Origin of the sequence: Longispora fulva (assembly GCF_015751905.1) — a bacterium.
Taxonomy (GTDB): domain Bacteria; phylum Actinomycetota; class Actinomycetes; order Mycobacteriales; family Micromonosporaceae; genus Longispora; species Longispora fulva.
This window is the reverse complement of the sequence record NZ_JADOUF010000001.1, coordinates 3,599,010-3,611,048: the sequence shown is the minus strand read 5'-3', so window position 1 is coordinate 3,611,048 and position 12,039 is coordinate 3,599,010. Positions and strand designations below refer to the sequence as shown.

The window sequence follows — 12,039 nt, the reverse complement described above, 5'->3', positions numbered from 1 at the left end:
GACCTGTTCATCGTCCGCGACCGGTGCGGGCCGGACAGCTGTCTTTCGTCTCGGGTTCGTGGCCGATCGTCACGACGCCGGTCTAGGAATCGGACAACAGGCCCGCCTCGTGCGCGAGCACGGCGGCCTGCACCCGGTTGGCGCAGCCGAGCTTGGTGAGGATCCGGCTCACGTGCGCCTTGACCGTGCCCTCGCCCAGGAACATCCGCTGGCCGATCTCGGCGTTGGAAGCCCCGGTGCCGACCATGACGAGGATCTCGAGTTCCCGCTCAGTGAGGACCGAGAGCCGCTCGCGGTGCGGGTTGGCCTGCGGGGGATCGCTGTCCAGGTACCCGCGGATCAGCTGCCCGGTGATCTCCGGCGACGCGACGTGTCGGCCGGCGGCGGCCAACCGCACCGCCTCGATGAGCTCCTGCGGGGTGCTGTCCTTGAGCAGGAAGCCCACCGCCCCGGCCCGCAACGCCCGGCGCAGGTACTCCTCCTCGCCGAACGTCGTGAGCATGACCACCCGGACGGACGGCGCCTGGGCCGCCATCCGTTCGGCGGCGGTCAGCCCGTCGACGCCCGCCATCTGGATGTCGAGCAGCGCGACGTCCACCTTGTGCCGCACGGCGAGTTGGGCGGCGCCGCGCCCGTCGGAGGTCTCCGCCACCACGTCGATGTCGTCGGCGTGTTTGAGCACGAGCCGGATGCCCGCGCGGACGAGTTCCTGGTCGTCGACGAGCATTACACGGATCATGGCGTCCTCACTCGGTGGGCAGGGCGACGTCGAGTTCCTGGATCTCCACGAGCTCGGCGTCGACGAAACAGTAGCGGTGCACCACGGCGGTCGTGGGCGTCGACCGGTCGGCGCTGTAGTGGTAGTCGCAGCGCGCCCCGTCGGGCCTGGCCGGCTCGTGCCCGCGCGCCGTGGCCTCCGCGCGCGGGCTGCTGAGCCCGTACCGGTCGACGAAGTCGTCGTGGGACATGCCGTACTCCGACATCTCCGCCCGTTCGTCGTCGCCGGGGAACGGGACGAACGCGAGCGCCAGGTACTGCAACCCGACCACGCCGATCACGGCAACCGCCATCGTGACGGCCGTGCCGGCCCTGGCCCAGGTGCTCTGCGAGGGCGTGCCGGCCGTCCCGTCGGGGGCGGGGGCGCTGTCGGCCCCGGGTTCGGCGTGGGCGGCCAGCGGGACGGTCGCGACGACGGCGAAACCCCCGGTGGCGGTCGGCTCGGCGCGCAGCGTCCCGCCGAGCAGCCGGACCCGTTCCCGGAGCCCGACCAGCCCCATCGAGCTGCCGGACATGCCGGGGGCCGGGTGGCCGCCCCGGCCGTTGCGCACCTCGATTCGCACGTCGTGCGCGGTGCGCCGGACGGCGACGGCCACCGGGGCGGAGGCGGCGTGTTTGTGCACGTTGGTCAGAGCCTCGCGGACGACACGGTGCACGGCGCGCCGGACGGCGGGGTCCGCGTGGTCCAGGTCCTCGCCGGTCCATTCCAGGTCCACGGCGATGCCGGCGGTCCTCGACCCGGCGACCAGGTCGGCGACGTCCGCCTTCGTGCCGGTCGTGTCCGTCAACGGCTCCGGGCGGGCCGCCGCCGGGTCCTCGGCTCCCAGGACGCCGAGGACGCCGCGGAGTTCGCGCATCGCCTGCCGGGCGGTGGAGTGCACGAGCACCGACGTGGACCGCAGCTCGCCGCCGGCCGAGCGGCTGGCGAGTTCCAGGCCTCCGGCGTGCAGGGCGATGAGGCTGAGCCGGTGGCCGAGGAGGTCGTGCATCTCGCGGGCGATCCTGGAGCGCTCCAGCAGGCGGGAACGCTCCTCGGCGGCCCGGTGCGCCCGCAGCAGGGAGGAGTTGCGTTCGCGCAGCGCGGTGAGCAGCCGTTCGCGCTGGCCGACGACGACGCCCACCAGCCCCGGGAGGACCCCGCAGACGACCGTCGTCACGACCACGGCGTTGATCCGGTACTGGATGAGCTGCGCGCTCTCGCCGATCATGGCGACTCCGGCGACCGCCGCGGGCACCGCGACGCTGGCCGCGAGCAGCGCGCACCGCCGGACGGCCGACATGGGCCGCAGACCGGCGGCGTAGGCCACGATCGCCCATGCGCCGCCGGTCAACGGGTCCGCCGCGGTCAACCCGGCCGCGACGACGACCGCGGTGGCCGGCAGCCGGCGGCGGATCAGCACCGCCAGGACCGCGCCGCCGGCGACGATCCACCGCGCGGCGGGGTGCTCCGTCAGCAGGCTGTCGACGAGCCAGTCGTCGGCCCAGCCGAACAGGACCGCCACCGCGGCGCCCGCCACGGCGAGCAGGCCCAGGTCGACGAGTACCTGGGAGGTGACACCGCTCTTCGTCCGCACACCACTCAGCATGCACGTACCGTCACCCCGTGGTCCCGGGACCACCCCTGGGTCGTGTCTCGTGGATCTTCGCCGGCCTGCGGCGGGCCCAGAGTCCGACCTGCGGCGCCGCTGATCCGCCCGAATACAACACCGGTATTCGGACGCATCATCGGCTTGCATCTCGACCTCTGGACTCCGCCTCGGCGCGACGAGATCCACGAGACACTCCCTAGCCGAGCGCGCGGCGGGCCTCGGCGATCCGGCGCGGATCCCAGCCGGGCCGCGGGACGGACTCCAGGAGGAGCCGGGTGTAGGGGTGCTCCGGCTCGGCGAGGACCCGGTCGGTCGGCCCGGCCTCGACGACCCGGCCCTGGCGCATCACCACCACGTCGTCGGTCACGGTGCGTACCACTCCGAGGTCGTGGGTGATGAACAGGTATCCGACGCCGAGCTCGGCGCGCAGGTCACCGAGGAGGTTGAGGATCTGGGCCTGGACGGACACGTCCAGCGCCGCGACCGCCTCGTCGAGGACGAGGACCGCCGGCTGCACGGCCAGGGCGCGGGCGATCGTGACCCGTTGGCGTTGCCCGCCGGAGAGCTGGTGCGGCAGCGCCGAGGCCTCCCGCCCGCCCAGTCCGACCTGGTCGAGCAGTTCGGCGATGCGGGTCCGGTGGTCGGCGCCGGGGAAGTGCAGCCGCAGGGTTTCGGCGAGCGCGCCGCCGACGCTGATCCGGGGGTCCAGCGACAGGTAGGGGTCCTGGAAGACCATCTGGACCTCACGCGCCCACCGCAGGCGCGCGGCGCGGCCGACCGGCCGTCCGGTCCGTTGGTGTCCGCCGACGGTCACCGTTCCGGAGTCGGCCCGCTCCAGGCCGACGATGATCCGGGCTGTCGTCGTCTTGCCCGACCCGGACTCGCCGACGACGCCCAGCGCGCCGCCCGCCGCGAGGGTGAAGGACACGTCGTCGACCGCGCGCGCGGCCCCGTAGGTCCTGCGCAGTCCCGACACCTCGAGCACGGTCTCAGCCATGGTTCTCAGATCCCTTCCAGGGACAGCAGCTCGTGGTGGTGGCAGGCCACCGTCCCGCCGTCGACCGGCGTGCTGGCCGGCGTCTCCGCGCGGCACAGGTCGGTGGCGTGCGGGCAGCGGGCGGCGAAGGGGCAGCCGGACAGGGCGGTGCGCAGGTCCGGCGGCTGACCGGATATCGCGTCGAGCCGTTTTCGGGGGTGGTCGAGCCGCGGGGTCGAGCCGAGCAGCGCCGCCGTGTACGGATGCCGGGGCTTGTCGAACAGCGCGTCCGCCGGCCCGGACTCGACGATCCGGCCGGCGTACATCACGCACACCCGGTCGCTGATCGCGGCGGCGAGGTGCAGGTCGTGGGTGACGAACAGCAGCGCGGTCTGAAACCGGGTCCGCAGGTCGGCGAGCAGGGCGACGATCTCCGCCTGGGTGGTGACGTCCAGGGCGGTCGTCGGCTCGTCGGCGAGCAGCAGCGCCGGGTCGGACATCAACGCCGCGGCGATGGTGACGCGTTGCAGCATCCCGCCGGACAGCTCGTGCGGGTACTGCCGCAGCACCCGGTCGTCGAGCCCGACGGCGTCGAGGAGTTCCCGCGCCCGGTCCCCGGCCCGCTGGGCGGTCCAGTGCAGGTTCGTCCGCAGGCCCTCGGTCAGGAAGTCGCCGATCCGGCGGAGCGGGTTGAGCGAGGTACGCGGCTCCTGGAAGATCATCGACACGGTGAGGGCCCGCACGCCGCGCAGCTCCTCGGGGGTCATGGTCAGCAGGTCCTTGCCGGCGACCCGGACGACGCCGGTGACCTCCGCGTCGCGGGGCAGGAAGCCGAGCGCGGCCCGCGACGTCAGGGTCTTCCCCGACCCGGACTCTCCGACCAGCGCGACCGTCTCGCCGGCCCCGACCGCGAGGGTGACCCCGTTCAGGACGGGCCGGGCGGTGCCGGGCAGGGTGAGCCGGAGTTCCTCGATCTCCAGGGTGTTCAACGGTGCCTCCTGGCGACCTTGTCGGCCCAGTGTTCGCCGACGACATTGAAGGCGACGACCGTCGCGACGATCGCGGCACCCGGGATGATGGCGGACAGGGGCTGGCCCTGCAGTACGGCGCTCTGCCCGGTATTGACCATCATGCCCCAGTCGGGGGTCAGGGGAGCGACGCCCAGGCCGAGGTAGGACAGTGCGGCGAGGTCCAGCAGGGCGTACCCGAAGTTGAGGGTGCACTGGGCCAGGACCACCGGCGCGATGTTGGGGACGAGGTGCCGCAGGCAGATGGACAGCCCCGAGAAGCCCTGCACCCGGTAGGCGGCCAGGTACGGGCGTTCGCGTTCGACGAGGGTCATGCTGCGCGCGAGCCTGCTGACGTAGGGCAGATAGGCCAGCGACAGGGCGAGGACGGGGGCGAGGAGGCCGTCGCCGTACAGCGCGACGAACAGGATCGCCAGCAGCAGGCCGGGGAACGCGAGCAGCAGTTCGCTGCCGCGCGACAGCACCGAGTCCAGCCAGCCGCCCCTCCAGCCGGCCGCGACGCCGACGGCGACGCCGAGCACGGTGGAGAAGACCACGACGCCCAGCGGCCCGAACAGGGCGGTGCGGGCGCCCAGGATGAGGCGTGACAGCACGTCGCGGCCCGCTTCGTCCGCGCCGAGCAGGTGGTCGGGGGACGGTCCGGTGAGCGCGGCGCCGAGGTCCGCGGCGTTGGGGTCGGCCGGGGCCAGCCAGGGCGCGGCCACCGCGACCAGGAAGACGAGGGCCGCGAAGGCGAGGCAGGTCAGGTACAGCCACGGTCGCCGGGTGCGCAGGCGGCCGAAGCCGGGGCGGCGGTTCACGATGGTCGTGGTCACAGGGTGCTCCTCGCGCCGAGCCGTACCCTCGGGTCGATCAGGGGGAACGTCAGGTCGACGACCAGGTTCACCACGACGAACAACGCGACGATCAGCAGGGAGATGGCCTGCACGACGGGGAAGTCCTTCACGGACACCGACGACTGCAGGAGGTTGCCGAGCCCGCCGAGTCCGAACGCCGCCTCGACCAGCACGGTGCTGACCACGAGACCGGACACGGTCAGGCCGCTCATGGTGGCGATGCCGCCCAGCGCGTTGCGGAACACGTGCCGGCGGATCACGGCGCTCTCGCCGATGCCCCGGCTGCGGGCGACGGTGACGTGGTCGCGGCCCATCTCGTCGAGCATCGTGGTGCGGGTGACCCGGGCGAGGACGCCGACCCAGTACAGCGCCAGCGCCGTGGCGGGCAGGGTCAGGTGGTAGACCATGTCGGCGAGTCCCGCCCCGCTGCCGGTGCTGGGGAACCAGCCGAGGCTGACCGAGAACAGCCAGATCAGCACGATCGCCGCGACGAACGACGGGGTGCCCACGGCGACGGACGTGCCGACCAGGACCGCCTTGTCGGTGGCCCCGCCCCGCAGTGCGCTGAGCCAGCCGAGTCCGATCCCGAACACCACGACGAGTACCAGCGCCATCGCGATCAGCAGGAGCGTGCTCGGCAGCCGCGCCTCGATCAGCCCCAGGACCGGGCGGCGGTACTGCACCGACCGGCCGAGATCCCCGGTCAGCACCTGCCCGAGCCACTTGTAGTACTGCACGAGGAACGGGTCGTCGAGGTGGTACTGCGCCCGGATGGCGGCCTTCGCCTCGGGGGTGGCCGAGCGGCCGCCCAGCAGGAAGGTCTCCGGCTTGCCGGGGGCCAGGTAGACCGCGCCGAACACGAGGAACGACGCGGCCACCAGCGTCCCTGTCAGCTCCAGGAGCCGACGGATCAGGAACCGGATGATCATCCTGAAGCGCCCACTTGCGCCGCCCAGGGGTAGTACATGTAGCAGATGCTCGTCGGAGCCCCGGTGATCCGCTTGTTGAGGAACACCGACGTCGGCCATTCGGCCACCGGGATCCACAGCAGCTGTCCGGTCGCGATCTGCTGCAACCGCGCGGACAGCGCCGCCCGCTTCGCCGGGTCGTACTCCGCGACGGCCTGGTCGAGCAGCGTGTCGTAGGCCGGGTCGGAGTAGCCGCCGTAGTTCTCGAAGTCCCCGGTCCGGAACATCTTGTACATGGCCAGCGGATCGGTCTTGGACAGGTAGTAGGTCTCCGGGAACGCGTCGAGGCCCTCGCGCGCCTTCGGGTCGGAGAACAGCGCGGTGAAGGCGTCCGGGGCGATGGTCTTCAGCTCGACGTCCAGCCCGATCGCGGTGCCGGCGGACTGGGCTGCGGTGGCCAGCAGCGACACGTCGGCGCCGATCGCGCTGGTGGCGATGACGACCTTCTTGCCGGTGGCGCCGGCGTCCTTGACCAGCTGTTTGGCCTGGGTCAGGTCCCGTCCGGAGCCGGGCATGCCGGCGTAGGCGGCGTCGACGGCCGGCTGGGGGAGCCCGGCCCAGGCGTCGCGTGGGGCGGCGGCGGAGGTGACCGTGCCGACGCCCTGCAGTCCGGTCCGGATGAAGCCCTCCCGGTCCAGGGCCAGCATCAGCGCCCTGCGGACCCGGACGTCGCCGAGCGTGCCCTTGAGGTTGACCACGTTCAGGTTGATGGTGGTCAGGGACTTGCCGAAGTACAGGGTGCCCTTGCCGCTGGAGGACAGTCGGGCGTAGCTCTCGGGGGAGACGAGGTAGCCGCCGTCGACCTCGCCGGCGAGCATCGCGTTGGCCCGGGCGGCCGGGTCGGTGAGGAACTTGAACACCACGGAGCCGGCCTTGGCGCGGGCGCCCCAGTAGTTGTCGAAGCGGTCCAACTGGATGGACTGGCCCTTGGTCCACGGGCCGAGGGTGAACGGCCCGGTGCAGCCGAGGCCGGACCCGGTGCCGTAGTCCTTGCCCTGAGCCTTGACGGTCGTGGCGTGCGCGACGGTGCCGGCGGAGTTGGCCATCGCCAGCGGGAACTGGGAGTCGGCCTGCTTGAGCTTGACGGTCACCTGTAACGGGCCGGTCTCGGTGATCGAGGCGACGTTGGTGAACTCCGAGGACCAGAACGATCCGACGTCCGGGTCCAGGTGCCGGTTGAGGCTGTAGGCGACGTCGGTGGCGGTCATCGTGCCGCCGTCGTGGAACTTCACCCCCGGCCGGATGGTGTACACCCAGGTCAGCGGGTCGGGGTTGGCGGCGGCGGAGGCCAGCCCGGGCTCCACGGTGAGCGCCGGGGTCCAGCGCATCAGGCTCTCGCAGACGTTGGACACGATCATGTTCTGCGCGTAGTCGAACGCGTAGGCGTAGTCCAGGGTCGGCGGCTCGGCGTACAGCGACCAGCTGAACGACGCGATCTCGCCCTTGGCCTCTGGCGTGACGGCCGACAGCTTGTAGCTCGTGTGCCCTGCGGGCGGGCTGGTGCACGCGGCGGTCGCCAGTGCGGCGGCCACGACCCCGGCCAGTAGTCGGGTTCTCATCGGGTCACTCCCTGGGCGACGGGACTGGTCAGCGGGGTGTACAGCTCGGGGCGGCGGGTGCGCAGCAGGCCGAACCCCAACCAGTCCTCGCGCTGGGCGAGGTCCAGGTCGGCGACCAGCACTGCGGGCCGGTCGCGGGGGGCGCGGACCACGATCCGGCCGTAGGGGTCGGAGATGAACGACGAGCCGTAGAAGGTGATCGGACCCTCCGTGCCGACGCGGTTCGGTACCACCATGAACAGGGCGTTGGCCAGGCCGTTCGCACTGATCGCATGCTCCCACATCGGCCGGGTGTCGAAGTCCGGAAGTTCCGGTTCTGAGCCGATCGCTGTGGGATGCACCAAAATCTGGGCGCCGTGCAGGCTGTACACCCGGGCGACCTCCGGGAACCACTCGTCCCAGCAGGTCGGGAACCCGAACCGGGCCCCGGCGGCCTCCACGACGGGGAATCCGGTGTCCCCGGGCCGGAAGCACAGGTCCTCGTGGTAGCCGGGAAACTCCGGAATATGCAATTTCCGGGTACGCGCGAGCAGCTCGCCGACCGGCCCCACGCAGATCGCGGTGTTGTACCCCAGGCCACCGTCGGTCGCCCGCTCGTACAGCGACGCGTGCACGATGATCCCGAGTTCCTTGGCCAGCTCGGTCGCGAGCCGGGTGGTCGGCCCGTCGGGCAGGTCCTCCAGGTAGCGGTCGGCGCCCGCGGCGAGGGTGTGGTCGGCGGCGAAGTAGGGGCTGCGGGTCAGCTCGGGCAGGCACACGACCTGCGCGCCCTGGGCGGCGGCGAGCCGGACGCCCTCGCGCAGCTTCTCGTCGTGGGTGCGCTCGCCGTCGTACCAGCGCATCTGGACCAGGCCGACGCGCAACATCGACCCGGTCTCCTGGTCGAGCCGGCCGGGGGAGCCAAGCGGGGAACCGAACGCCGTCAACAGTGTGTAGCTCATGCGCCCGCCTCGCTCCGCTCGCCGGCCGCCTGAGGCACAGCCGCGCTGATCCATTGATTCGCTCGCTGACGCTCGCTCATGCGCCCGCCCCGCTCCGCTCGCCGGCCGCATGAGGCGCAGCCGGGCTGATCCACTGATGCACTCGCTGACGCTCGTTCATGCCTTCTCCTCCGGAACCTGCTGGGTGACGCAGTGCACGCCTCCGCCGCCGTACGCGATCGTCGTCGCGGGCACCCCGACGACCTTGTGGTCGGGCATCGCCGCGGCGATCACCGCCAGCGCGTCCTCGTCGGACGGACACCCGGCGATCGGCACGACCACGCCGCCGTTGGCGACGTAGAAGTTCAGGTAGCCGACCTCGGTCCGGTGCCCGTCGACCTCCACGAACGCGCTCTGCGGCAGTTCGAGGATCTGGAGCTTGCGCCCCCGGGCGTCGACGGCGGCCTCCAGGTGGGCGCGGTTGGCGCGCATCCGGTCATGGTCGGGGTGGTCGGGGTCCGACGGCATCCGGACCAGCACCGTGCCGGGGGCCACGAACATGCACACCCCGTCGACGTGCCCGTCGGTGATGGTGTCCTCGATCCGGCCGTACGGCAGCCAGATCACCGTGGTCACGCCGAGCTTGGCGCACAGTTCTGCTTCCATCTGCGCGCGGGTCAGCAGCGGGTTGCGGGTCGGGTGCAGCAGGCACTGCTCGGTGGTGATCAGCGTGCCCTCGCCGTCGACGGTGATGGCCCCGCCCTCCAGTACCATCGGCGAGTGGATCGCCGTGACGCCCAGCCGTTCCAGCAGTACCCCGCTGATCCGGTCGTCCGCGTCGAACGGTGGGAACTTCCCGCCCCAGCCGTTGAACCGGAAGTCCACCCCGGCCCGCCGGCCGTCGGGGCCGAGGACGAAGACCGGGCCGGAGTCCCGCAGCCACGAGTCGTCGATCGGCAGTTCGAGGACGTCGACGTCGTCGCCGCACGCCTGCCGGGCGGCCCCGCCCTGGCCCGGGGCGGCGATCATGGTGACCGGCTCGAACGCCGAGATCGCGCGGGCCACAGCGGCGTACTCCGCCCTGGCCTGGGCGAACACGCTGCCCCACATCTCCGGTCTGGTGGGCCAGGCCATGAGGCAGCCCTCATGGTCGGCCCACGGCGCCGGCATTCGCATGGTCATGGGTCTTTCCTCCTCCTGCACGAGCGGTGGACGTGATGGCCTATCGTGCTCCTGACTGAAATTTCAGTCAACCCATCGCCCGGTTCGAATTCGAGAAATTGAGGAGTGCCGTGTCCAGCCGACAGGTCCAGGTGCTCGAAGCCGCCGCCCGTGTCGTCGCGCGCAACGGCGTGCGGGGGCTGCGCGTCGAGGTGTTGGCGGCCGAGGCCGGAGTCTCGACCGCGTTGATCTACTACCACTTCAAGGACCGCGCCGGCCTGCTGCGCCGGACCCTGGAGTTCATCAGCGAACGCGCCGACCGCTACACCGGCGAGAGCGTGGGCGCCGGAGCCGACCCGCGCGGCGAGCTGGAACAACGACTGTTGTCCGAGCTCCAGGACACGCCGTCGGTGCGCGAGAACAGCACGGCGTGGGGCGAGCTGCGGGCGAGCGCGATCTTCGAGGCCGACCTGCGCGCGCCGCTGACCGAGGCGACCGCCAGCTGGGTGCGCGACACCGCCGAGGTCGTCCGCCGGGTCTCGGCCGACCTCGACGCGGAGGAGGTGGCAGAGCGGCTCACCGCCCTGGTGGAGGGGTTGAGTGAGCGCTGGCTCAGCGGGTCGATGACCCTGGAGCGGGCCCGGCACCTGCTGTGCGGGGCGATCACGGCGGAGCTGGGCGCGGCACGCGGCTGAACCCCGGCCGGGGCCCGGTCGGGCCCCGTGCCGGGGCGGGCCCTGCGCCCGGCCGGAGGGGTTCCGGTCGGGGGCAGTTCACAGCGGCAGATCCGTCAGCACCAGGACCCGGGGTTCGGTGTAGTCGTCCATCGCCGAGCGCAGCCCCTCCCGGCCGACCCCGGAGTCCTTGGTGCCGCCGTAGGGCATCTGGTCGGCGCGGTAGGACGGCACGTCCCCGATGACCACCCCGCCCACGACCAGCTCCCGGTGCGCCCGGAACGCCACGTCGAGCCGGTGGGTGAACACGCCGGCCTGCAGGCCGAATGCCGAGTCGTTGACGGCGGCGAACGCCTCGTCGACCGAGTCCACCGGCGACAGGACGAGCACCGGGCCGAAGATCTCCTCCCGGACGACCTTCGCGTCGGCGGGCACGTCGACCAGGACCGTGGGTGCGTGGGAGGAGCCGGTCCGGGTACCGCCGCACAGCACCCGGGCCCCGGCGGCCACGGCCTCGGCCACCCAGGACTCCACCCGGCGGGCCGCGTCCTCGTTGATCAGCGGCCCCACCTCGGTGGCCTCGTCGGCCGGGTCGCCGGCGCCCAGCGCCTCGACGGCGGCAACGATCTTCGTGGCCAGCCGCTCGTAGACCGGGGTCTCGGCGTAGACCCGCTGCACCTTGATGCAGCTCTGGCCAGCCTGGTACATCGCGAACGTGGCGATCCGCGCCGCGGCCCGGTCGAGGTCCGTCCAGTCAGCGCAGACCACCGCCGCTGCGTTGCCGCCGAGTTCGAGGGTGACGTGCTTGCGGGGCACCGCGGCCCTGATGGCCCAGCCGACGGGTACGGAGCCGGTGAACGACACCACGGGCAGCCGCGGGTCGGCGACCAGCGCCGGCATCCGGTCGTTGGGGACGGGGAGCACCGACCACATGCCGGCGGGCAGGTCGGTCTCGGCCAGCAGTTCGCCGAGCATGAGGGCCGACAGAGGGGTGGCCGGCGCCGGCTTGACGAGGACGGGTGCCCCGACGGCGATGGCCGGCGCGAGTTTGTGCGCGACGAGGTTCAGCGGGAAGTTGAACGGGGCGATGCCCAGCACCGGCCCGCGCGGGAACCTGCGGATCAGCCCCAGCCGGCCGGTGGCGGCCGGGTCGGTGTCGAGGCGTTGCAGGTCGCCGGAGTACCGCCGGGCCTCCTCCGCGGCCCACCGGAAGGTGGACACGGCCCGGCCGACCTCGGCCCGCGCCCACCGGATCGGTTTGCCGTTCTCGGCCGTGATGAGCCGGGCGACCTCCTCGGCGCGCTCGGCCAGCCGCCGCGACAGGTGGTCGAGCGCGCCGGCCCGGGCGTGCGCGGGAAGCGCCGCGGCCTCGGGAGCCACCGCGACGGCGGCGGTGACGGCGGCCTCCACGTGCTCGGGCCCGGCGACGGCGACGGTCGCGACCAACGCCCCGTCGTACGGGTGGTGGACGTCGAAGGTCCGATCGCTGGTCACCGGTTGCCCGGCTACCCAGAATTCTGTTGTTTCCATAGCTGAAGAGCTTGCCATCAA

General features: G+C 72.3%; 11 protein-coding genes. 1 reads left to right on the top strand and 10 read right to left on the bottom strand.

From position 1 onward, the window contains the following. Window positions 1-82: 82 nt before the first annotated feature. The 9 genes from IW245_RS15895 to IW245_RS15855 form a co-directional block, all read right to left on the bottom strand. Window positions 83-739 (bottom strand): response regulator, encoded by a 657-nt coding sequence (locus IW245_RS15895; RefSeq protein ID WP_197003957.1) that lies wholly within the window; start codon window positions 737-739, stop codon window positions 83-85. A 7-nt stretch (window positions 740-746) separates the two neighbouring features. Beyond that, window positions 747-2,351, bottom strand: a complete 1,605-nt coding sequence (locus IW245_RS40715; protein ID WP_197003956.1) for a sensor histidine kinase — start codon at window positions 2,349-2,351, stop codon at window positions 747-749. Between the two features lie 211 nt (window positions 2,352-2,562). Then, a complete protein-coding gene (locus IW245_RS15885) occupies window positions 2,563-3,363 on the bottom strand; it encodes an ABC transporter ATP-binding protein (RefSeq protein ID WP_197003955.1) in 801 nt (266 codons plus the stop codon). Window positions 3,364-3,368: 5 nt separating this feature from the next. Next, window positions 3,369-4,331: an ABC transporter ATP-binding protein gene (locus tag IW245_RS15880; protein ID WP_197003954.1), complete on the bottom strand. Its 963-nt coding sequence runs from the start codon at window positions 4,329-4,331 to the stop codon at window positions 3,369-3,371. Then, window positions 4,328-5,185: an ABC transporter permease gene (locus tag IW245_RS40710; RefSeq protein ID WP_197003953.1), complete on the bottom strand. Its 858-nt coding sequence runs from the start codon at window positions 5,183-5,185 to the stop codon at window positions 4,328-4,330. Before IW245_RS40710 ends, IW245_RS15880 begins: the two co-directional genes overlap by 4 nt. Continuing rightward, the gene (locus IW245_RS15870) at window positions 5,182-6,135 is read right to left on the bottom strand and encodes an ABC transporter permease (RefSeq protein ID WP_197003952.1); all 954 of its coding nucleotides are present in this window, start codon (window positions 6,133-6,135) and stop codon (window positions 5,182-5,184) included. Before IW245_RS15870 ends, IW245_RS40710 begins: the two co-directional genes overlap by 4 nt. Beyond that, the gene (locus tag IW245_RS15865; RefSeq protein WP_197003951.1) at window positions 6,132-7,733 is read right to left on the bottom strand and encodes an ABC transporter substrate-binding protein; all 1,602 of its coding nucleotides are present in this window, start codon (window positions 7,731-7,733) and stop codon (window positions 6,132-6,134) included. Before IW245_RS15865 ends, IW245_RS15870 begins: the two co-directional genes overlap by 4 nt. Continuing rightward, complete coding sequence (locus IW245_RS15860) at window positions 7,730-8,674, bottom strand: nitrilase-related carbon-nitrogen hydrolase (protein WP_197003950.1); 945 nt, start codon at window positions 8,672-8,674, stop codon at window positions 7,730-7,732. Before IW245_RS15860 ends, IW245_RS15865 begins: the two co-directional genes overlap by 4 nt. A gap of 156 nt (window positions 8,675-8,830) precedes the next feature. Continuing rightward, window positions 8,831-9,835: an agmatine deiminase family protein gene (locus IW245_RS15855; RefSeq protein WP_197003949.1), complete on the bottom strand. Its 1,005-nt coding sequence runs from the start codon at window positions 9,833-9,835 to the stop codon at window positions 8,831-8,833. Window positions 9,836-9,945: 110 nt separating this feature from the next. Between IW245_RS15855 and IW245_RS15850 the strand changes: the two genes are divergently transcribed. Then, window positions 9,946-10,509, top strand: coding sequence for a TetR/AcrR family transcriptional regulator (locus tag IW245_RS15850; RefSeq protein ID WP_197003948.1), 564 nt, complete (start codon window positions 9,946-9,948; stop codon window positions 10,507-10,509). 78 nt (window positions 10,510-10,587) lie between these two features. Here the strand turns inward: IW245_RS15850 and IW245_RS15845 are convergent, their stop codons facing one another. Further along, window positions 10,588-12,018, bottom strand: coding sequence for an aldehyde dehydrogenase family protein (locus tag IW245_RS15845; protein ID WP_197003947.1), 1,431 nt, complete (start codon window positions 12,016-12,018; stop codon window positions 10,588-10,590). Window positions 12,019-12,039 lie beyond the last annotated feature (21 nt).

Coding starts and splice junctions, on each gene's coding strand:
- IW245_RS15865 (WP_197003951.1), bottom strand. CDS start 7,733: ATGAGAACCCGACTACTGGCCGGGGTCGTGGCCGCCGCACTGGCGACC.
- IW245_RS15870 (WP_197003952.1), bottom strand. CDS start 6,135: ATGATCATCCGGTTCCTGATCCGTCGGCTCCTGGAGCTGACAGGGACG.
- IW245_RS15885 (WP_197003955.1), bottom strand. CDS start 3,363: ATGGCTGAGACCGTGCTCGAGGTGTCGGGACTGCGCAGGACCTACGGG.
- IW245_RS15855 (WP_197003949.1), bottom strand. CDS start 9,835: ATGACCATGCGAATGCCGGCGCCGTGGGCCGACCATGAGGGCTGCCTC.
- IW245_RS15845 (WP_197003947.1), bottom strand. CDS start 12,018: ATGGAAACAACAGAATTCTGGGTAGCCGGGCAACCGGTGACCAGCGAT.
- IW245_RS15860 (WP_197003950.1), bottom strand. CDS start 8,674: ATGAGCTACACACTGTTGACGGCGTTCGGTTCCCCGCTTGGCTCCCCC.
- IW245_RS15895 (WP_197003957.1), bottom strand. CDS start 739: ATGATCCGTGTAATGCTCGTCGACGACCAGGAACTCGTCCGCGCGGGC.